19 protein-coding genes are annotated in these 20,832 nt (G+C 70.7%); 8 read left to right on the forward strand and 11 right to left on the reverse strand.

Going from position 1 to position 20,832, the window contains the following annotated elements; translation table 11 throughout:
- Nucleotides 1-18: 18 nt before the first annotated feature.
- Genes AB0J87_RS57960 through AB0J87_RS57980 form a run of 5 tightly spaced genes read left to right on the forward strand, consistent with a single transcriptional unit; the run spans nt 19 to nt 5,882 of the window.
- The gene (locus AB0J87_RS57960) at nt 19-567 is read left to right on the forward strand and encodes a phosphopantetheine-binding protein (protein ID WP_363983623.1); all 549 of its coding nucleotides are present in this window, start codon (nt 19-21) and stop codon (nt 565-567) included.
- 22 nt (nt 568-589) lie between these two features.
- Complete coding sequence (locus AB0J87_RS57965) at nt 590-3,238, forward strand: penicillin acylase family protein (RefSeq protein WP_363983625.1); 2,649 nt, start codon at nt 590-592, stop codon at nt 3,236-3,238.
- Between the two features lie 6 nt (nt 3,239-3,244).
- The gene (vioD, locus tag AB0J87_RS57970; RefSeq protein ID WP_363983627.1) at nt 3,245-4,381 is read left to right on the forward strand and encodes a capreomycidine synthase; all 1,137 of its coding nucleotides are present in this window, start codon (nt 3,245-3,247) and stop codon (nt 4,379-4,381) included.
- A complete protein-coding gene (locus AB0J87_RS57975) occupies nt 4,378-5,226 on the forward strand; it encodes a metallophosphoesterase (RefSeq protein WP_363983629.1) in 849 nt (282 codons plus the stop codon). Before vioD ends, AB0J87_RS57975 begins: the two co-directional genes overlap by 4 nt.
- Nucleotides 5,223-5,882, forward strand: coding sequence for a 4'-phosphopantetheinyl transferase superfamily protein (locus AB0J87_RS57980; protein WP_363983632.1), 660 nt, complete (start codon nt 5,223-5,225; stop codon nt 5,880-5,882). The genes AB0J87_RS57975 and AB0J87_RS57980 overlap by 4 nt, the downstream gene beginning before the upstream one ends.
- A 95-nt stretch (nt 5,883-5,977) precedes the next feature.
- Here AB0J87_RS57980 and AB0J87_RS57985 read toward each other — a convergent pair whose 3' ends face one another.
- From AB0J87_RS57985 to AB0J87_RS58005, 5 genes are all read right to left on the reverse strand, one after another.
- Nucleotides 5,978-6,433: a response regulator transcription factor gene (locus AB0J87_RS57985; protein ID WP_363983634.1), complete on the reverse strand. Its 456-nt coding sequence runs from the start codon at nt 6,431-6,433 to the stop codon at nt 5,978-5,980.
- Nucleotides 6,434-6,879: 446 nt separating this feature from the next.
- Nucleotides 6,880-8,061, reverse strand: coding sequence for an aminotransferase (locus AB0J87_RS57990; protein WP_363983636.1), 1,182 nt, complete (start codon nt 8,059-8,061; stop codon nt 6,880-6,882).
- Nucleotides 8,062-8,148: 87 nt separating this feature from the next.
- Nucleotides 8,149-9,249, reverse strand: coding sequence for a branched-chain amino acid aminotransferase (locus AB0J87_RS57995; RefSeq protein WP_363983638.1), 1,101 nt, complete (start codon nt 9,247-9,249; stop codon nt 8,149-8,151).
- 10 nt (nt 9,250-9,259) lie between these two features.
- Nucleotides 9,260-10,474: a cytochrome P450 gene (locus AB0J87_RS58000; protein WP_363983640.1), complete on the reverse strand. Its 1,215-nt coding sequence runs from the start codon at nt 10,472-10,474 to the stop codon at nt 9,260-9,262.
- 52 nt (nt 10,475-10,526) lie between these two features.
- On the reverse strand, nt 10,527-11,663 hold the full coding sequence (locus tag AB0J87_RS58005) for a winged helix DNA-binding domain-containing protein (RefSeq protein ID WP_363983642.1): 1,137 nt from the start codon (nt 11,661-11,663) through the stop codon (nt 10,527-10,529).
- A 149-nt stretch (nt 11,664-11,812) separates the two neighbouring features.
- Between AB0J87_RS58005 and AB0J87_RS58010 the strand changes: the two genes are divergently transcribed.
- Entirely contained in the window at nt 11,813-12,946 is a 1,134-nt protein-coding gene (locus AB0J87_RS58010) for an aminotransferase class I/II-fold pyridoxal phosphate-dependent enzyme (RefSeq protein WP_355205814.1), read from the forward strand.
- A gap of 7 nt (nt 12,947-12,953) precedes the next feature.
- Here AB0J87_RS58010 and AB0J87_RS58015 read toward each other — a convergent pair whose 3' ends face one another.
- A complete protein-coding gene (locus tag AB0J87_RS58015) occupies nt 12,954-13,493 on the reverse strand; it encodes a DinB family protein (RefSeq protein WP_363983645.1) in 540 nt (179 codons plus the stop codon).
- 121 nt (nt 13,494-13,614) lie between these two features.
- On the opposite strand from AB0J87_RS58015, the gene AB0J87_RS58020 reads away from it, so the two are divergent.
- Entirely contained in the window at nt 13,615-14,793 is a 1,179-nt protein-coding gene (locus AB0J87_RS58020) for a cytochrome P450 (protein ID WP_363983647.1), read from the forward strand.
- Nucleotides 14,794-14,827: 34 nt separating this feature from the next.
- On the opposite strand, the gene AB0J87_RS58025 is transcribed toward AB0J87_RS58020, so the two are convergent.
- From AB0J87_RS58025 to AB0J87_RS58045, 5 genes are read right to left on the reverse strand one after another with little or no spacing between them, the layout of a single operon-like run.
- Nucleotides 14,828-15,568, reverse strand: coding sequence for a thioesterase domain-containing protein (locus AB0J87_RS58025; protein WP_363983649.1), 741 nt, complete (start codon nt 15,566-15,568; stop codon nt 14,828-14,830).
- Between the two features lie 24 nt (nt 15,569-15,592).
- Nucleotides 15,593-16,333 (reverse strand): thioesterase domain-containing protein, encoded by a 741-nt coding sequence (locus AB0J87_RS58030; protein ID WP_363983651.1) that lies wholly within the window; start codon nt 16,331-16,333, stop codon nt 15,593-15,595.
- A gap of 17 nt (nt 16,334-16,350) precedes the next feature.
- Nucleotides 16,351-17,607: a cytochrome P450 gene (locus AB0J87_RS58035; protein ID WP_363983653.1), complete on the reverse strand. Its 1,257-nt coding sequence runs from the start codon at nt 17,605-17,607 to the stop codon at nt 16,351-16,353.
- Nucleotides 17,591-19,420 carry a non-ribosomal peptide synthetase gene (locus AB0J87_RS58040; protein ID WP_363983655.1) on the reverse strand — a complete coding sequence of 610 codons (1,830 nt, stop codon included), beginning with the start codon at nt 19,418-19,420 and terminating at the stop codon, nt 17,591-17,593. The genes AB0J87_RS58035 and AB0J87_RS58040 overlap by 17 nt, the downstream gene beginning before the upstream one ends.
- Nucleotides 19,421-19,428: 8 nt before the next feature.
- The gene (locus AB0J87_RS58045) at nt 19,429-19,650 is read right to left on the reverse strand and encodes an MbtH family protein (protein ID WP_355205830.1); all 222 of its coding nucleotides are present in this window, start codon (nt 19,648-19,650) and stop codon (nt 19,429-19,431) included.
- A 136-nt stretch (nt 19,651-19,786) separates the two neighbouring features.
- Between AB0J87_RS58045 and vioC the strand changes: the two genes are divergently transcribed.
- Complete coding sequence (gene vioC, locus AB0J87_RS58050) at nt 19,787-20,815, forward strand: arginine beta-hydroxylase, Fe(II)/alpha-ketoglutarate-dependent (RefSeq protein ID WP_355205833.1); 1,029 nt, start codon at nt 19,787-19,789, stop codon at nt 20,813-20,815.
- Nucleotides 20,816-20,832 lie beyond the last annotated feature (17 nt).

The following is a 20,832-nucleotide window of genomic DNA, read 5'->3' on the forward strand; positions in this document are numbered from 1 at the left end:
GAAGGGACCGGAAACATCGTGGTGAACCACACCGACCCGCAGGTGGACACCGTCGAGACCCTGGCAGCCCTGCGCCGCGTTCCAGACGTGCGCGGCGCGGTGGTGACCGGATACGTCGGCGTGGACGGCCGGACGATGCTGCTCGGCTACGTCACCGGCCCGGACCCGGCGGTCGGCACGATCCGGATCCGGCAGCACCTCAGCAGCAGGCTGCCCGGCTATTTGATCCCGGACCACCTGTTCGTGCTGGACGCGCTGCCGCTGACGCCGGAGGGCGACTACGACCTGAGCGCGCTGCCGACGCCGGAGGCGGACCTCGGCCCGGCCGGCGCGCACGTGGCGCCGCGCACGCCGGTGGAGCGGCGCCTGGCGGAGATCTTCCAGGAGCTCCTCGGCGTCAGCGACGTCGGCGTCCACGACGACTTCTTCGCGCTCGGCGGCTCCTCCATCGTGGCGACCCGGCTGGCCGCCCAGGTCCGCGAGGTGTTCGCGGTGGAGGTGTCGCTGGTGGACGTGCTCGCGGCCTCGACCGTCGACGAGCTGGCGCGGCTCGTGGACGAGGCATGACGAGCTCTCCGGGCAGGTGCGCATGATCCCCGATGAGACCCGGCCGGCTGCCCGTCCCGATCTGCCGGAACCCGGCGGCCCCGTCCCGCGCCGTCGCCGCCGGCTGTGGAGGGTGGTGCGGTGGACGGGCGCCGTGGTCGTGGTGCTCGCGCTGGTGGCGTCCGGGCTGGCGGTGTGGTCGGTGCGGCGCGGCTTCCCCCAGTACGACGGGACGTTGTCCTTGCCCGGCCTGACCGCGCCGGTGAAGGTCTTCCGGGACTCGTACGGCGTCGCCCAGATCTATGCGGATTCGGCCACGGACCTGCTCCAGGCCCAAGGCTACGTCACCGCCCAGGACCGCTTCTGGGAGATGGACTACCGGCGGCACCTGACCTCGGGCCGCCTGGCGGAGTTGCTGGGCCCTCCGCTCGTGCGCACCGACGCCTTCCTGCGCACGCTCGGCTGGCGGCGGACCGCGGAGCGGGAATGGCAGCGGATCTCACCCGAGGCGAGAAGCTACCTGCGCGCCTACGCCGACGGCGTCAACGCCTGGATCGCCGCGAACGGCGCCGCCGCGGCCTCCGGAGCGAAGAGCCTGGAGTACACCGTCCTCGGCCTGCAGAACCCCGGCTACACGGTGGAGCCGTGGGACCCGGTGGACTCCCTGGCCTGGCTGAAGGCGCTGGCGTGGGAGCTGCTGGGCAACATGGACGCCGAGATCGACCGCTCGCTGCTGCTGGCCCAGGGCCTGAGCTGGCGCCAGATCGAGCAGCTCTACCCGCCCTACCCGTACGCGAGGAACCGCCCCATCGTGGACACGCCGGGCACCCCGTCCCGGCCGGTTCCCGCTCGCGTGTGGCGGGAGGCGGCCCCCGCGCTCGACGCGCTGCGCTCACTCCCGCTCCGCGCGGGTGGGGATACGGCGGGCATCGGCTCGAACTCCTGGGTGGTGAGCGGCGCGCTGACGGCGTCGGGCAAGCCGCTGCTGGCCAACGACCCGCATCTGGCGGCGTCGTTGCCGGGGACGTGGTACCAGATCGGGCTCCGGTGCTCCTGCGCGTACAACGTGCAGGGCTTCACGATGCCCGGCCTGCCCGGCGTGGTCACGGGACGCAACGAGCGGATCGCCTGGGGGCTGACCAACCTGCCCGCCGACGTGTCCGACCTGTACCTGGAGAAGGTCGAAGGTGAGCGGTACTTCGACGGCAAGGCGTGGCGCGCGCTCGACTCGCGGCAGGAGGTCATCAAGGTGGCGGGCGGCGAGCCGGTGACGATCACCGTGCGCGCCACGCGGCACGGTCCCCTGCTGTCGGACCGGCGGGCGGACATGCTCGGGGTGGCGGCCCGGCCTCCCCTGGACCCGTCGGGCGGACCGCTGCCGAGCCTGAGGCCGGGGCCGCTGCCCAGCCTGGACACCGGCGAGCCCGGGGTGCCCGCGCCGGCGGCGGCGGAGCCGTACGCGGTGGCGCTGCGCTGGACGGCGTCCGAGCCCGGCCGGACGATGGACGCGCTCTTCGGCATCAACAAGGCGGCGAACTGGACGGAGTTCCGGGCGGCGGCGGCGCTCTTCGACGAGCCCGCGCAGAACCTGGTCTACGCCGACGTGGACGGCCACATCGGCTACCAGGCGCCGGGACGCATCCCGGTCCGCGGCAAGGGTGACGGATCCTGGCCGGTCCCGGGCTGGGACCCCGCTTACGACTGGACGGGCTTCATCCCGTTCGCCGAGTTGCCGACGCTGTCCGACCCGCCCGGCGGTGTCATCGTGACCGCCAACCAGGCGGTGGCCGGGCCGTCCTACCGGCACGTCATCACCACCGACTGGACGTACGGCTACCGCGGCCGCCGCATCCTCGACCTGATCGCCGAACGCACGGCGCGCGGGAAGATCGGCGTGGCGGACATGCGGCGGATGCAGTCCGACAACCTCAACGGCGGCGCCGCCGCCGTGGTGCCCGCGCTGCTGGCCGTTCCCCTGAACGACGGAGCCGTCGCCAAGGCGCGGAACCTGCTGAAGGGCTGGGACTTCCAGCAGAGCGCCGACTCGGCCGCGGCGGCCTACTACAACGCGACCTGGCGGAGCCTGCTCGCGCGGACCTTCGACGAACTGCCGCAGGACCGCAAGGCCGGCAACGGCGACCGCTGGTGGGAGGTCGTGGCCACGCTGCTGAAGTCGCCCGGGTCACCGTGGTGGGACGACCGGCGTACCGGCAAGAGGGAGTCGATGGCCGACATCCTCGCCGCCGCCATGGACGAGGCCACCGCCGAGCTCACCGCGCGGCTCGGCCCCGACCCGGCCGCCTGGCGCTGGGGCGACCTGCACACGCTGACGTTGCGGGGCTACGGGCCGGGCCAGTCCGGCATCGCGCCGGTGGAGTGGCTGTTCAACCGCGGCCCGGTGCCGATCGCGGGCGGCGGCGACGCGGTCAACTCCACGAGCTGGTCGGCCGCGGGCGGGTACGACGACGTCGTCTTCGTGCCCACGATGCGAATGATCGTCGACCTGTCCGATCCGGATGGGTCGCGATGGGTCCTGCTGGCCGGCACCTCCGGGCACGCCTTCCATCCCCACTTCGACGACCAGCTGGAGCTCTGGCGTACGGGACAGGACACCCCCATGCGCTGGAGGAGGAAGAGCATCGAGGCGGCGGCAGAGCACGTCCTCACCTTCGCACCGACCGGTAAAGGATGACCGTTCATGAAGCTCGCGATCGCGAAACTCGAAGAGTGGATGCGCCTCTACTACCACAACGTCGACCACGACATCGGCAGCAGCGGCGTGCGTGACCTGACCATCGACGAGCTGAGGACGATCTGCGGGTTCGACCTGTCCGAGCTCGGCTCGATGATCTTTCATGACAGCGAGTGCTTCGGCGGCGGCGCGTTGCGGGCGGCGCTGGCCGACCGGTGGACGGGCGGCGACGTGGACGGCGTGATGGTCACCCACGGCTCCAGCGAGGCGATCTACATCGTCATGCACACGCTGCTGGACCCGGGGGACGAGGTGATCGTGGTCGATCCCGCCTACCAGCAGTTGTACGACATCGCCGCCGGGATGGGCTGCCGGATCACCCCGTGGCCGCTGCGTGCGCAGGAGGGCTTCTCCGCCGACCTGCCGCTGCTGCGGAAGCTGGCTTCCACCGGGCCGAAGATGATCGTGGTCAACTTCCCGCACAACCCGACCGGCGTCTCCATCACGCGCGAGCAACAGCAGGAGCTGATCGACATCGCCGCCGAGGCCGGGGCCTGGCTGGTGTGGGACCACGCCTTCGGCGAGCTGACGTACACGGCCGACCCGCTCCCGCTGCCCTTCGGCCGGTACGACAGGTGCATCACGTTCGGCACGTTCTCCAAGAGCTACGGGCTGGCCGGGCTCCGGGTCGGCTGGTGCCTCGCACCCCCCGAGCTGCTGTCCCGGATGGCGGTGCTGCGCGACTACATCGCGTTGTACGTCTCGCCGGTCCTGGAGTTCTTCGCCGAGAAGGCGGTCAGGAACGCCGACCGGATCGTCGCGATGCAGCGCGAGCACGCGCACGGCAACCTGCGGTTGCTGCGCGACTGGGCGGCGGAGCTCCCGGACCTGGTGCGGGTTAACCCGCCCGACGGCGGCGTGACCGCGTTCGTGGAGTTCCCCGGCCACCCCGACGCCACCGCCGTGTGCCGCCGGCTCGCCGAGCGGGACAGGGTGCTGCTGGTGCCCGGCGAGTGTTTCGGCGATGCCTTCACCGGCTACGCGCGGCTGGGCTTCGGCGGCACCACCGCGGAGCTGACGGCCGGGCTGTCGAGCGTACGGCGGGCGCTGCTCGAAGGCATGCCGGTCCCGGAGGCGCGGTGAGCGGCCCCAGGCTCCTGGCGGTCAGCGACCTCCACGTCGGCCACAGGGACAACCGCAGGCTGCTCCTCGACCTGGAGCCCGGGTCCCCGGGCGACTGGCTGATCGTGGCCGGGGACGTCGCGGAGCGGCCCGGCGAGATCGAGTGGGCGCTTCGGCTGCTCACCGAGAGGTTCGCCAAGGTGATCTGGACGCCGGGCAACCACGAGCTGTGGACGCTGCCCGGCGACGTGTTCGGCCCGCGTGGCGAGGACCGTTACCGGAGCCTGGTCGAGATGTGCCGCCGGCTGGGCGTCGTCACCCCCGAGGATCCCTACCCGATCTGGACGGGGCCCGGCGGGCCGGTGACGGTGGTGCCCATGTTCCTGCTGTACGACTACAGCTTCCTGCCCGAGGGGACGACGACCAAGGAGGAGGCGCTCGCGCGGGCGTACGAGTCCGGTGTCGTCTGCACGGACGAGATGCTGCTTCACCCCGACCCGTACGTGAGCCGCGAAGCCTGGTGCGAGGCGCGCGTCAAGGAGATGGAGGAGCGCCTGGCCGAGCTCGGACCCGGGGTCCGCACGGTGCTGGTGAACCACTTCCCGCTGGTGCGCGATCCCACGCGGGTCCTGCGTCACCAGCTGTTCGCGCAGTGGTGCGGCACGCGGCGCACCGCGGACTGGCACCTGCGCTTCAACGCCGCCGCGGTCGTCTACGGCCACCTGCACATCCGCAGGACCACCTGGCACGACGGCGTGCCGCACATCGAGGTCTCCGTGGGCTATCCGCGGGAGTGGTCCAGGCGCGGCGGGGTCAACGGCACCGGGCCGCGCCAGGTGCTGCCCCTTCCCGTCGAGCCGTCGTGATCGAGCGGCTGCTCCCGCCCGTCGTGGCGGCGGCCGAGGCGTACGGCGACGCGCCGGGGGTGCCGTTGCACCCGGAGGAGGCGGTCTGCGTGACGCGGGCGCTGCGCGGCCGCCGCCAGGAGTTCGCGACCGGGCGCCGGCTGGCCCGGTCCGGCCTCGTCCGGCTCGGGTTGCCGCCGGTAGGCATCCCCAAGGGTGAGCGTGGCGCGCCGCGCTGGCCGGAGGGGGTGGTGGGCAGCATCACGCACTGCGCCGGCTACCGGGCCGCCGCGGTGGCGCGAACGGACGACCTGCTCGCGCTCGGCATCGACGCCGAGCCGCATGGGCCGCTGCCTTCCGAGGTGCTGAAGCTCGTGGCCACGCCGGCGGAGGGCGCCAGGCTCGAAAGGCTGGCCGGCGGCAACCCGCGGATCGCCTGGGACCGGGTGCTGTTCAGCGCGAAGGAGTCGGTGTACAAGGCGTGGTATCCGCTGGCCGGGTCGTTCCTCGACTTCGACGCCGTGGAGGTGGTGATCGAGGAGGCCACGGCGTCCTTCGCGGCTCGCCTGCTGGTGCCGGGGCCTTTCGTGGCCGGTGAGCGGCTGCGGGAGCTCACGGGGCGCTTCGCCGTGCAGGGTGGGCTGGTGGTCACCACGGTCACCATTGACGCGGCCTGACGGGGAGTTCCCCGTCAGGCCGCGTGGGGTGCTCACTTCCGGAGTGCCGAGCTGTCGTGGGCCACCGCGAGGTTCTTCACGTGGCCGTTCTCGGCTCATCCGTTCTCGCTACCGACCAGACGGCCCAGCAGGGCCGCGCGGGTGAGCTCGGCCTTGTTGCCCACGCCGAGCTTGGTCCTGATCCGTTTGACGTAGGTGTCGACCGTGTGGGGGCTGATGCCGAGCCGCGTGGCGATCTGCCCGTGCGTCAGGCCCCTGGAGATCTGGCGGAGCACCTGTTCCTCCCGCTCGGAGAGGTGATAGCCGGGCGCCTCCTGGCGTTCGAGCATGGGCTGTACCTCACACTCGACGGGAACGAAGCGGGAGCCGGACGCCACGGCCCGCACCGCCGAGACCACGCGCTCGGCCGTCGCCCGCTTGCCGATGACGCCCGACGCTCCCGCGTGCAGGTAGCTGTCGGTGTCGTCCCCGTCGTTCAGAACCAGCACTTCGGTGCGCTTGGCGACTTCCCTGATGTAGGCGAGATTGTCGGACAGCGGCAGCGCGTCCACGTCGATTAACGCGGCGTCCGCTATCCAGGAGGGTTCTTCGTCGGGAGAGGATCTCTCCGCGACCACCTGAATACCGGCACTTGTCAGAGCCTGGACGAGCCCAGCGAGGAAGATTGGCGAACTGATAAGGACGTCGATTCTGATCACGGGGCCCCCGTACATCCCGCCGGCCGGGCATCATCATGGATTTCCATTACAAGCGAGGAAATATACTTCTTGGCTCGCTTTTCACCTTACCAGCCTTTTCTAAGCCGTTTTCTCGTCGATGTCAACCTCTCGGCGTGCCTATCGAATTTCACATCGAGTGATGATTCCGCGCCGGTCGGTAATTCTCGGAGGTGACCTGGAGCTGGCCCGATAAGGCCTATAGGCAGCGCCGCGGCGGAGATGATAAGGTCCGCCGCGGCCTGCACTTCTGGATGAATTCGGGATCTAGGTAAATGTGATCAATTCGCAGGTATGGTCATGTACGACATTCCCGCGGCAGTCAAGCGACCGGCGAAATCAGTGAACGATTCCTGATCCACATTGCTAAAACTTGCCCGCAGCATCCGACCATCTTCAGGGAGAAATGCCGTACCGGGAATGACGAGCGTGTCATACGTGATCGCCAGGTCCCGGACGACCTCCTCGGTGGGGCGCCCGGCGAACGGATGGCGTATCCACCCGTAAAAACCCCCGGCGGAGACCAGCTCGAAGCCGCCCGGCCGCTCCGCCATCACGGCGGCGAAGCGTCGCCGCTTCTCCTCCATCTCGCGCGCCCGCGCGAGCTTCCACTCCTGGGCCAGCGTCAGGCCCGCCCAGGCGGCCTCCTGCCCGATGCGCGGCGCGCAGATCGCCACGCAGTCGAGCAGCTTCATCACCTCGCGGTTGAGCAGCGGCGAGGCGACCAGCGCCCCCACCCGGTAGCCGGGAATGGCGTAGTCCTTCGAGAAACTGTGCAGGCTCACCACCGTCTGCTCCCACCGGGGGTCGGACAGGAGCCGGTGCGCCGGTTCGGCGGTGTCGCGGAAGGAGCGGTAGGTCTCGTCGAGGATCAGCGCCAGGTCATGCCGCCTGGCCACCTCCGCCAGGCGCTCGATCGCCTCGGGGCCGGCCGTCACCCCGCTGGGGTTGCCCGGAGTCACCAGGACGATCGCCCGGGTCCGCGGGGTGATCAGCGTCTCGGCCGTCTCCGGGCTCGGCAGGAGATCCGGGCCGGGCTCCAGGTAGACCGGCCGGATGCCGTTCAGGCGCAGCCACATGTCGTGGTTCGGGTAGTACGGCACCGCCAGCACCACTTCGTCGCCCGCCTCCGCCAGCGCGGACACCACGAGGCAGAAGGCCTGGTTGCAGCCCGCCGTGATGACGATCTGCTCCGCGCGCACGTGGCTCAGATAACTTCGGGAGAGGTCGGCGGCGAATGCCTCGCGCAGGTGCGGCAACCCGGCGATGTCGGTGTAGTCCCCGCCGTGGGGGTCTCGCGCGACGGCGGCGATGTGCTCGACCACGGCCGGAGCGGCCGGATAACACGGAGCCGCCTGAGAGAGGTCGAGCAGGTCGCGTTCCCTGCGGCGCAGATTTTCCAACTCGCGTGCCTCGCCGAACGGCGAGTCGATCTGGCGCACCGTCCTCGGACTCAGTCGCAAGTGAATGCTCCCTTCGTATGGCACTGAGCATCCCGAGCACCGCGTGACAACACCATTCCCTCCTTCAGGGGACATTGATCCCGTATATCAACAAACCTTGTGAATCCAGGCGAAAGGGTCGGGGGTGCGGCCGTACTGGATGTCCATGAGGCTCTGGCGCAACCTGAGCGTGACCGGCCCCACTCCGCCGTCGCCGACGAGCCAGTCACCCGAGGTGCTCCTGACCACGCCGACCGGGATCACGGTGGCCGCCGTGCCGCAGGCGAACACCTCGACGAGCTCGCCGGACGCGCACTGCGCGCGCCACTGATCGACCGAGATCCGGCCCTCCTCGACGTCGATGCCGAGCGTGGGCGCGAGGTGGAGCAGCGAGTCGCGGGTCACCCCCGGCAGCAGCGTCCCGGTCAGCGCGGGCGTCATGATCCGGTGCCGGCCGTCCTCGGTGGCGTAGACGAAGAACAGGTTCATCCCGCCCATCTCCTCGACCCAGACGTGCTCGGCGGCGTCCAGCCAGACCACCTGGTCGCAGCCCCGCGCCACGGCCGCCTGCTGGGCGGCGAGCGCGGGAGCGTAGTTGCAGGCCGCCTTGACGTCGCCGGTGCCACCGGGAGCGGCGCGCGTGTAGTCCTCCGACAACCACACCGTGAGCGGTCTCGGCGTGCCTCCGCCGAGATAGCTCGCCGGGGAGGCGATGGCGCACAGCAGGTAGCTGCGCGAGGGCAGCGTGAAGCCGAGACCGCGCTGGGTCGCGATCACGAACGGGCGCAGGTAGAGGCTGTTGCCGTCGCCCGACGGCACCCAGTCCCGCTCCTGGGTGACCAGCAGCTCCAGCATCCTGATGAAGACGTCCTCGGGCAGCTCGGGCGCCGCCAGCCGGCGCGCCGTCCGGTTGAACCGGGCGGCGTTCCGCCTCGGCCGGAACATCACGATCGCCCCGCTGTCCTGCCTGTACGCCTTCATCCCCTCGAAGAACTCCTGCGCGTAGTGGAAGACCACGGTCGCCGGATCGAGGCTCAGTGGCGCGTACGGCTCCACGCGGGCGTCATGCCAGCCCTGCTCGGTCGTCCAGCGCAGCGTGGCCATGTGGTCGGTGAAATGCTCGCCGAACCCCGGCGCGGCCAGCACGGCCTGCCGTTCCGCGGCCGGCACGGGGTGGTCGCTGGGACGGATCTCGAAAGAGATCGACATGGGGTGCTCCTCAGGCGGCGGGCGACGGTTCGGGGCGGAGGGTGAGCTCGGAGGGCAGCGAGGCGAACCCGCGCTGGTGCGGCGAGTGGACGCGCCGGGCGGCGGACAGGTCGAGGTCGTAGTCCGCCACCACCGCGCCGACCTCCTGCAGCACGACCGCGATCTCGAGCTGGGCCAGCGCCGCGCCGAGGCAGAAGTGCGGGCCGTGGCCGAAGGCGATGTGCCTGCTCGTGTCGCGGTCCAGGTCGAAGGTGTCCGGGTCGGGGAAGACCCGCCCGTCGCGGTTGGCGGAAGCGGGCAGCAACGCGATCCTGGCGCCTTCGGCCAGCCGGACGCCGTGGATGACGCTGTCCTCGGTGAGCGTCCTGCCCGTCATCTGGCTGGGCGAGTCGTAGCGGAGCGTCTCCGCCCCCCAGTCCGTGGCCCGCCCGTTCAGGCCCGCGCGGCCGACGTCGGGAAGGCGCCACCCGTGATACCAGGCGTTGCCGATCAGCTTGCCGGTCGAGTCGTTGCCCGCGCTGACGAGCAGGAAGAGGAAGGCCACGAGCTGCGAGTCGGTCAGGGGCCTCCCGTCGACCCGCGCCTCGATCATCATCGAGGTGAGGTCGTCACCCGGCCGCCTGCGCCGCTGCGCGATCAGGTTCACGTAGTAGACGGCGAGGCGCAGCCCCGCGCCGATGGTCTCGCCCGACCTCTCGTCGGTGCCGTCCTCGCAGTGGTTGAGCAGGTCGTTGTCGGCGCGGATCCGGTCCCGGTCCGCCGCCGGTATGCCGACGACCTCGCACATGACGTCGTTCGGCACGGCTGCCGCGAAGTCCGCGAAGTCGAAGACCCCGCCGTCCCGTGCGGGCGCCAGCCTGGCCCGCGTCAGCTCCCGTATCCGGGGCTCCAGTGCCGCCACCCACCGGGGCTTGAACGCGTTGCCCAGCAGGCGGCGCATCGCACCGTGGTCGGGAGGGTCCATGGCGAGGAAGAAGCTGGTCTTGACCGCGGCCTGCCCCCACAGATCCGGCTCCAGGGAGATGCCGTTACGGCTGGAGAACAGGCCCGGGTTCCGCAGCGCGGGCAGGACGTCCTCGTAGCGGGACAGCGCCCAGAAGTCCCGCTCGGCGTTGTGGTAGAGCGGCGCGTGCTCGCGCATCCAGGCGAACACCGGATACGGGTCCTCGTGGATCCGGTACGAGAACGGGTCGTAGACGAGCTCACCCGGTGCCAGGTTGCGCATATTCGGAACGTACGGACATGTCGCCCGTGTCGCCTGTCACGCGAACCAGGGGCTACCCCGGAAGCAGCGTGGTCTCCAGGTCGGGAAGCTTCTCCCACCAGCGGTCGTAGCGGCGATACGGGTGCGGCTCGCGCCCGGCCAGCAGCGCCACCAGGGCCTTCGCCTCGGCCGCGAGCCCGTCCCACGCCTCGTCCGGCAGCGGATGGAACGCCGCCGCCTCGATCCCTCCTTCGGCCGGCCGCCACACCCCGGCGACGTAGCCGTCGACGAGCAGCGTGGGCAGCACGTCGCCGTTGGCGCGGATGACGAGCTTGCGGTAGGCCGGCGGGAGCAGGCGGTCGCGCTCCACGTGCGCGAGCAGCGTGTTGTCCCACATGGCCATCAGCCGGGGCGGCGCCGGGACGTCCTCGGGCGGGCGGGACGCGCCCCGCAGGTCCCACATCACCTTGCCGCCGGGGCCTTCGAACTGCTCGACCTCGCCGTCCATGGCACGCAGCGCGACCTTGACCCGGGCCTGCTGGACGAGCGCGAACTGCGCGACGTCCGCCACCGACGCCGGTCCGAACGCCTCCAGGTAACGCCGCGTCAGCACCCGCAGGGCCTCGGCCGAGGCGTCCAGGTCGAGCGTGGGCCGAGGTGAGGAGGCCACGCACGACACCCGCGTGGTGAACGACCACGACCCGCCGGTCGGCACCCGCAGCAGCGGCGTGTACGAGCGCAGGATCGCCCACACCCCCGCCGCCGACAGCCCGCCGAGGCGTGGCTCCAGCCAGTCCTTCATCTCCTCCACGGTCCGCGGCTCAGCGGCGAACTCCAGCAGGTCCCTGACCAGGATCCGCCCCGCCTCGACGGTGAGGCCGCGCGGCGTGAAGCGGCCGTTCAGATGGGTGGCGTACATGGTCGGCTCGATGGCGTCGCGGAAGGCCGGATAGTCGTCGACGTGCACGGCGTGCAGCGTCATCCGCATCATCGTCCCCCGCACGACCGTGTAGCTCGAGAAGGCGGCGTCGAGGTCGGCGAGGTCCAGGTCGGCGACGCGGTTCCACAGCGCGACATACGGCGAGGCCGCCTGCTGCGCCTGCAACGCCATCACGCGGCGCACGGCCTCGGCCACCTCCAGCGGCTCCCTCCGCAGCAGGAGCTGCCGATCGAGTGTGGCCCGGTTGAGTGCCCGCGCGGTGAGCTTCATGCCCGGATTCTCTCAGCCCCCGCCTCCCGGGCAGATCCCCGTGAGGTCCCCAGTAGAGGGGACAGGTGCGCGACCGTGGCTCGACCTAGGCTGCCGCTGCGGCGGCATATGCCGCGAAGCCCCATGTCATGCCGCTGGGAGGGCCACAGATGATCGAGGTTGGCAACCTCACCACGATGGAAGTCGACGCGCTGACCGACGTCGATGGCGGCCTCAACCTAACCGACGGTCACGCGAGGCTGGTCCTCTCCGAGCAGCAGGCGGCCATCGTCGCCCGGATCCCGGAGATGTTCGCCGAAGCGTCCCGCCGTCCATTCCCCGACATCGAACGCGAGGCGCACGCCACGTTCCTGAAGGCGATCGGGCAGCACAGCGCCCCGGTCGGCACCGGTCGCATCCTGAGCTGCTACTCCTCGACGCTCGCCACCGACATCGTGGCGCGGGCGCTGCCCGCCGGGTCGACCGTCGCCGTGCTGCACCCCACCTTCGACAACATCGCCGACCTGCTCGTCACCCGCGGGCTGAAGCTGGTGCCCCTGGCGGAGGAGGAGCTGCTCGACATGAGCTGGCCGGGGCCGCCGGTCAGCGCCATCGTGGTGACGCACCCGAACAACCCGACCGGGCTGGTCACCCCCGAAGGCCATCTGCGCTCGCTCGCCGAGCACGCCGTACGGCACGGCCAGATCATCATCGTGGACGCCAGCTTCCGCGGGCAGGTGCGCGACGCGCAGTACGACACCTACGCCGTCCTCGACGAGGCGGGCGCCGACTGGATCGTGATCGAGGACACCGGCAAGTTGTGGCCGACGCACGAACTCAAGATCGGGCTGCTGGCCTACAGCGCGCGGACGAAGCTGCCCATCGACCGGGCGTTCTCCGAGTCGCTGCTGTCCGCCTCGCCGGTGGTCCTGCTGCTCATCGCGAACCTCGCCGGCGACTGGGTGAACGGCGGCTACGAGCGCGCCCGCGACCTGGTGACGCGCAACCGGACGGTGCTCAGGGAGACGATCGGCGAGGTCGATCTGCGGCTGGCCGACCCCGCCTCGCAGATCAGCGTCGCGCGGATCGAGCTGCCTTCCCACGGGCCGGACTCGTCGCTGTTGTACAAGGACATGGTCGGGCGCGGGGTGCACGTGCTGCCGTGCGCGCCGTTCCACTGGGCCGACTCGGACAGCGGTCTCCGGTTCATCCGGGTGTCCCTGGCGCGCCCGTACGACACGGTGGAGTCGGCGGCGCGGACACTGGTCCAGTCGTACACGGAGATGTCCGCGCGAAAGCCGTGAACCCCGGTTACTCTCCCGTCTCCCCGTCCACCGACTCCCGGAGGAGGTCGGCGTGACCGTTGTGGCGTGCGTACTCCTCGATCATGTGGACCACGATCCAGCGCAGGCTCGGCGCCTGGCCGTTGGGCCAGGCGCGCTGGGCCGGGCGGTCCAGCCCGCCGTCCTCCAGTGCCTCGGCGACCGCCTCGCGGGAGTGGTCCACGGCCTTCTGCCACAGCGCGAACAGCTCGTCCGGGGTGTCGCCGGCGGCGGAGTGCCACTCCCAGTCCTGGTCGGCGCGCCAGTCCACGGTGTTCCACGGAGCGGAGCGGTCCCGGCCGTGCAGCGCTCGGGAGAACCAGTCGTCCTCCACGTAGGCCAGGTGCTTGAGCAGCCCGCCCAGCGTCATCGACGAGGCGCCGACCGTCGCCGTCAGGCCCGCGGTGTCCAGGCCCCGGCACTTCCAGGCCAGCGTCGCGCGCTGGTAGTCGAGGAAACCCAGGAGGGTCGCGGTCTCGTCGCCCGCGACGGGCGGCCAGGGCCGATCGTGCTCGTCCATGTCTGTCATGGGCAGCGAGTGTAGCCACTGGGGCCCTCCACCGGTCACGACTCGCCAGGCCCCAGGTTCCGGGGACGCGACGAGCGCGTGGCCCCGCCGTACAGTCGCCGTGAGCAGCAGTGGAGTGTTGATGCCGCATTACGATCCGTTCGACTTCAAGGTGCAGGAGGATCCGCATCCCGTCTACGCGTGGATGCGTGAGCACGCGCCGGTCTATCGCAACGAGGAGCGCGACTTCTGGGCGCTGTCACGCCACGCCGACGTCCACGCCGCGCTGCGCGAGCCGCACCTTTTCTCCAACAGCCACGGCATCTCGCTGGAGCCGGAGCTGTGGGGGCCGCAGGCGAAGAAGACGAGCCTGTTCCTGTCCATGGACCCTCCCGAGCACGGCCTCTATCGAGGGCTGGTGGCCTCGGCGTTCACCCCCCGCCGCATGGCCGCGCTCGAACCCCGCATCCGAGAGCTGGCCCGCGCCCGGCTGGAGCGGCTGTGGGACGAGCCGACGTTCGACTTCTGCGCCGACTACGCCGCGGCGCTGCCGAACGACGTCCTCTGCGAGATGCTCGGCTTCCCCGCCGACGAGTGGGACGCGGTACGCGCCGACACCGACCTGCTCAACCACCACGTGGACGGCTCGGACGGGCGCAGCCCGGACTCGGCCATGGCCGCCCTGCGCCTGGCGAGCCGCTTCGTCGTCCTGGTGACCTCGCTGCGCCGCCGCCCCGGCGACGACCTGACCTCGGCCATGATCGCGGCGGAGGTCGGCGGCGCCAGGCTCACCGACGCGCAGATCGTCGCCTTCCTGTTCGTGATGATCGGCGCGGGCAACGAGTCCACCGGCAAGACGCTCGGCAACGCGTGGTACCACGGCTGGCTCCGGCCCGACGTGCAGCGGGCCGGGCTCAACGGGCGGGCCGACGACTGGGCCGCCGAGACGCTGCGCTACGACTCCTCCAGCCAGATGGTGGCGCGCGTGCTGACCGAGGACACCGTCATGCACGGCGTCCGGATGCCCAAGGGCGCCCGGATCGCGCTGCTGCCCGCCTCGGCCAACCGGGACCGGCGGGTGTTCCCCGACCCGGACACCTTCGACCTGGACCGCGAGACCAAACGGATGATCAGCTTCGGGCACGGGCCGCACCACTGCCTCGGGGCCGCGCTGGCCAGGCTGGAGATGCGGATCGCGCTGGAGGAGATCGGGGCGTTGATCTCCTCGTACGAGATCGACCTGGCCAACGCCCGGCGGTCACACTCGCCGCACCAGTGCGGGTTCACCTCGCTGCCCTGCGTGGTGACCCCTCGTACCTGAGCCGAGCGGTACGGCCCGGGCCGGGCCGTACCGCTCAGGCGAGGTCGTGGCTGATGGTCCTGATCACCTGCTGCTCGCCGGCGGAGTCGAAGAAGTGCCCGCCGGGCACCGGGTCGAGGTCGAAACGCGCCGCGGTCTCCACGCGCCAGCCGTCCATCCGCGGCGGCGGCGACTCGATGTCCTCGGTGCCGGCGAAGGCGCGGATCGGCACCTCCAGCGGCTTGTCCGGGTGGAAGCCGTGCGTGCTGAGCACGGTGAGGTCGGCGCCCAGCGTGGGCAGCAGGCCCGCGAGCAGCTCGGGCTCGGCCAGCACCTCCGCCGGCGTGCCGCCCATCTCGCGCACGTAGCCCTCCAGGCCGTCCTCGCGGTCTTCCCACGCCCAGGTGCCGTCGTCCAGGCAGGGGGCGATGCTGGCCGCCACGAACAACACGCGCGGCAGCGGCAGCGCGCGTTCCCGCAGCTCGTGCGCGAGCGCCCAGGCCACCCGCGCGCCCATGCTGACGCCGTAGCAGGCGAACGGACGGTCGAGCAAGGGCTTGATCACCGCGATCAGCTCGTCCACGAGCGGCGCCATCCGATCGAACGGCGGCTCGGCGAACCGGTCGGCCCGGCCGGGAAGCTGCACCGCGATCGGCTCGACGTAGCCCGGCACGAGCTGCGGCCAGTGCCGGTACATCGCCGCGCTGCCGCCGGCGTGGTGGAAACAGAGCAACTGGACCTCGGCGGGCGTGCCACGCCCGAAACGCTTGAGCCAGCGGGGGTCGCCGTGCCGCACCTGCCCGTCCTTCCTAACCCGTCCTTACGCTGCGCTCAGCCCTGAGCACATCACGTCCAGCAGATCCTCGGGCGCCTCGATGAAGCGGTGGTGGCGGCCGTCGAGGAGCACGGAGGTCGTCTCGCCGCACTCCTCCCATCCGCCCATGGTCGAGAACGGGATCTCGTCGTCCTCGGTCCAGCCGATCGCCGTGATCGGGCACGACAGCCGGTACGGCTCCGGCATCACGTACCGCTTGTTGGTCTCGACGTCGGCCCGTAACACCTCCAGGTAGAGCTCGATGAGCTCCGCGCTGGGCTTCCCCCCGAGCTGGGTGATCAACTTCTCCAGCTCGGCGCCGAGCCCGGCGTCGTCCATGGACAGGAACCGCCCGGCGGGCCCGTCCTGCGGGGCCACCTCCGAGGAGACGTAGACCCGGGCGGGCGCGGGCATGCCGCTCCTGATCAGCTCGGCCGACACCTCGTAGGCCGCCAGAGCGGACCCGCAGTGGCCGAAGAAGCCGAACGGCACGTCGAGATGGTCCTCTAGCCCGATCACCATGCTCTTGGCGAGCTCCTGGTAGGTCTCGAAGTTCGGCTCGGCGAAGCGGGTCTCGTGGCCGGGCAGTTCGACGGGCAGGAACTCGACACCGCCGCGCCGCCGCGGCCACTGGCGGTACATGCTGGCGCCACAGCCCGAGTACGGGATCAGGAAGACCCGGCCGGTCGCCGTGGCCGACGGCTCGTGCGGCAGCCATGGGTTGCGGCGCTTCGGGCGGTTTGCCATGAGCGGCCCTCCGGGAGTCAGAGCGTCTTAGCGGTGATCGGCAGGTGCTTGAAGCCGGAGATGAAGTTGGAGTGCAGGCGGACGGGCTCGCCGGCCGGCTCGAAGGCGGTGAAGCGCGACAGCAGCTGGTTGAACAGGATGCGCAGGGTGACCCGGGCGACGGTGTGGCCGACGCAGTAATGCGGGCCGATCCCGAAGGCGAGGTGCTTGTTGGGCTTGCGGCGCAGGTCGAACGTCTCGGCGTCCGGGAAGACCTCCGGGTCGCGGTTGGCCGCGCCGAGCCAGGAGACCACCGCCTGACCAGCCTTGATCCTGGTGCCGCGCACCTCGGTGTCCTGGACGGCGTACCTCATGAAGTGGCTGACCGGGGAGCCGAGGCGCAGGCCCTCCTCGACCGCGGTGGGGGTGACGCTCAGATCGGCCGCCCACCGGTCCAGCAGGCCGTCGCCGATGTGCTCGGTCATCATGTAGTTCGGCGAGTGCGGGGTGGTGACCACGGCGCCCAGCAGCACGCTGTAGCAGTTGGACATGACCTCGCCGGGCGACATGGTGCGCCCGTCGACCTCGGTGGTGATCAGGATGCTGATGAGGTCGTCGCCGAGGTTGCGGCGGCGCTCCTTGTAGATGTCCTGGAAATAGGCGAACAACTCGCGGTGCGCCTGGTCCAGGGTGGCCTGCGCGCCGCCGGGCACCCGGTACTCCGGATCCTCGGCGGCGATCGAGGCGTTGAGCAGCCGGCCGAGCCAGGGCCAGTCGGCCCGGGGGAGGCCCATGGACTCGCCGCCCACCGCGACCGGCAGCGCCAGCATGGCCTGGGCGAAGTCGAACGGACCGCCGTCGGCGAGCGGGGAGATCACCTCCAGGACCAGGTCGCGGATCAGGTCCTGCTGCGCCTCGATGGACTTGATGGCCAGCGCCTTCTGCAGGCGGGCCCGCATGATCGTGTGCCGGGGCGGGTCGGTCGCGGCGATCTGCCTGCCGCCCGCCGGGTCCTCGACGCCGAGGATGTTCAGGAGCGTGCCGCGTTCGGAGGTGAACGTCTGGGCGTCGCGCAGCACCCGGTCGACGTCGTGGTATTTCACCACCGACCAGAACCCGTTCCGCTCGTCGATCTGCTCCCAGTCCAGGTGGTCATGGTTGCGCAGGTCCGCCCACTTCTCGCGGAAGCGGAAGTCGAGATCGGCGTAGAGCATCGGGTCGGCCAGCCCTCGCGCGGCGGTGCCGACTGGGCAGCCGGGCGCGGCCTGCTCGCCGGTGCTACTGGGTCCCTGCATCCGCGCTCTCCTTCCTGGTCGTGCCGGGCTCCTGCCTCAGGAGCAGTTCCTCGGCGAGGGCGGCGATCGTCGGCCGCAGGTAGAGGATGCGGGCCGGCAGGTTGACGTCGAACTCGGCCTGGAGCGCGGACAGCAGCTCGGCGGCGAGCAGCGAGTGCCCGCCCAGGTCGAAGAAGTTGTCGTCCACCCCGATCGGCTCGACGTCCAGCGCGTCGCTCCAGATCTCGGCCAGGCGGCGCTCGACCGGGCGGTCCGGCTCGACGTAGTCGTTCCAGACGTTGCGGGGGATCTTCTCGGCGGGCAGCGCCGAGCGGTTCACCTTGCCGTTCGGGTTGAGCGGGATGTCCCTCACCACGATCACCGCCCACGGCACCAGGTGGGCGGCGACGGTCGCGATGAGTTTCTCCCGCAGCGCCGCACCGAAGGAGGTCCACTCGGCCGGATCCATGTCGCCCACGGCCACGTAGGCGATCAGGCGGGTGTCACCGGCCCCGTTGGTACGGGTGAGGACGGCGGCCTGCTCGACGCCCGGCTGCCTGAGCAGCTCCATCTCCACCGTGCTCAGCTCGACCCGGTAGCCGCGGATCTTGACCTGCCGGTCGGAGCGGCCGAGGAAGTCCAGCACGCCGTCCTCGGTCCAGCGCGACAGGTCGCCGGTGCGGTACATGCGGCTGCCCGGCGGCCTGGACGGGTCGGGGTCGGCGACGAAGCGCTCGGCCGTCGCGCCGGGCCGGTTGAGGTAGCCGGTGGCGACGCCGTCGCCGCCGACCCACAACTCGCCGACGTCCCCGTGGGGGACCTCGTGCAGCCGTTCGTCCAGGACCCTGCCGGTGCTGCCGTCGATGGGCACGCCGATCGGCACGCGCGTCGCGTCGCCGCTGTCGCGGGTGGTCCAGCACGTGCTGAACGTGGTGTTCTCCGTCGGGCCGTAGCCGTTGGTGAAGACCAGATCCGGGTAGGCGGCCATCACCCGCTGGACGTGCGCGGGAGACAGCACGTCGCCTCCGGCCAGCAGGTGGCGGATGCCGGACAGCCCGTCGAGGTGATGGGTGACGATCTTGTGGAACAGGCCGGTCGTCAGCCACAAGACGCTGACGCCTTCGTCGCGGAGCGTCGCCACGATCTCCTCGAGGTCGGCGTGCCCGGTCGGTGCGAGCGCCAGCCTGCACCCCTTCACCAGCGGCATCCAGATCTCGAAGGTGGAGACGTCGAAGCCGACCCGGGTCAGTTGCAGGAAGACGTCGTCGTCGCGGACGTCGATCCAGCCGGGAGCGTTGATCAGCCGCCAGACCGCGCGGTGGGGGACGACGACGCCCTTGGGCTCGCCGGTGGAGCCCGAGGTGTAGCAGACGTAGACGGGGGTGTCGGGGTGAAGCGGCTGCGCCGTTCCGGCCGGCTCAGGTGCGCTCGCCTGGGTCATCTCGGGCTCGACGTAGAGGATGTGCTCCACGTCCGGCGCCTGCTCACCGAAGCGCGAGCCGACGACGGCGAACCGGGCCCGCGCGTCGCACACGATCTGCTCCCGCTGGCCGGACGGCTCCGCCGGGTCGAGATAGAGGTAGGCGCCGCCCGCCTTGAGGATCGCGTACAAGGTGACGATGAGCTCCGGCGTGCGGCCCAGGACCACCGCGACCACCGATCCGCTGCCGACCCCGGCCGCTCGCAGGCGCGACGCCAGAGCCTCCGCGGCCTCGTCGAGCCGGCGGAAGGTCAGGGTGCTGCCGCGGAAACTGACCGCGATCCGGTCAGGCGTGCGTGCGACCTGCTCGGCCACCATCTCGTGGATGCATCGCGGTGCTCCTGCGTCGGTCATCGCCACTCCTACTCGTGAGCGGTACTCGCGAGGTGCTCGCGACGGGCGCTGCGCGGGCGCAGGTCCGTCCAGTTGGCCTCGATGTAGTCCAGGCACGCCTGCCGCGTGTCCTCGCCGTGCACGACCCGCCACCCGGCGGGGACGTCCAGCGCCGCCGGCCACAGCGAGTGCTGGTCCTCGTCGTTGACGAGCACCGTGAAGCTGCCATCGGGGTCATCGAACGGGTTCATGAAGTCCTCTCCTTACGCTCCACCAGCAAAGCTAACGAGGACGCCGCTCGCCCGGATGTCCCCTCTAACGGGGACCCATGCGGGACGCGGATGGCTCCTACACTCCGGAATGTCACCGACATGGAAGGGAACCGCGGTGCGCCGTTTGACGCTGACACCGGAGGACAACGCGGAGCTGTCCCCGATGATCGCCGAGATCGCCAAGGCCTATGACACGGTCGAGAACCCCGAGCTGATCCGCCGGGCGCCGGTGCTCGCCCGGTCCTTGCCGGTCCACGTGCTGGAGTTCCTGGAGGAGTACCGGATCGGGGAACCCTCGGCCCTGTGCGTGATCTCCGGGCTCGACGTCGACGAGGCGCAGCTCGGGCACACCCCCGAGCACTGGCGCGACAGCCAGTACGACTCCCCGGCCTTCCCCCAGGAGGTGTTCTTCCTCCTGTGCGGCTCCGTGCTCGGCGACGTGTTCGGCTGGGCCACCCAGCAGGACGGCCGGATCATGCACGACGTGCTCCCCATCAAGGGCCACGAGCACTACGAGATCGGCTCCAACAGCCTGCAGCACCTGTCCTGGCACACCGAGGACGCCTTCCACCCCTGCCGGGGCGACTACGTGGCGCTCATGTGCCTGAAGAACCCCGACGCCGTCGAGACCATGGTCTGCGACGCCGCCGACCTCGACTGGCCGGCCATCGACGTCGAGACGTTGTTCGCCGCCGAGTTCACGCAGATGCCCGACAACTCGCACCTGCCGCAGAACGCCACCGAGTCCACCGGCGACCCGACCATCGACCGGCTCCGGGCCAGGAGCTTCGCGCTCATCCAGTCCTGGAACGACGATCCGGTCAGGCGGCCCGTCCTGTTCGGCGACCGCGCGCAGCCGTACATGGCGCTCGACCCGTACCACATGAAGACCGAGGGCTGGTCCGAGGCGTCGCTGCGTGCCTTCCAGGGGTTGTGCGACCAGATCGAAGCCAACATGAAGGACGTCAGCCTGCGTCCCGGCGACTGCGTGTTCATCGACAACTTCCGGGCCGTGCACGGCCGCAAGTCCTTCCGTCCTCGCTACGACGGGTCCGACCGCTGGCTCAAACGCCTCAACATCACCCGCAACCTTCGCGGCTCTCGCGCATGGCGGCCGGCTGCCGACAACCGCATCATCTACTGAACCCGCGCCGCGGAGGT

Source organism: Nonomuraea sp. NPDC049625 (genome assembly GCF_040675285.1).
In the GTDB taxonomy this organism is placed as follows: Bacteria; Actinomycetota; Actinomycetes; order Streptosporangiales; family Streptosporangiaceae; genus Nonomuraea; species Nonomuraea angiospora_A.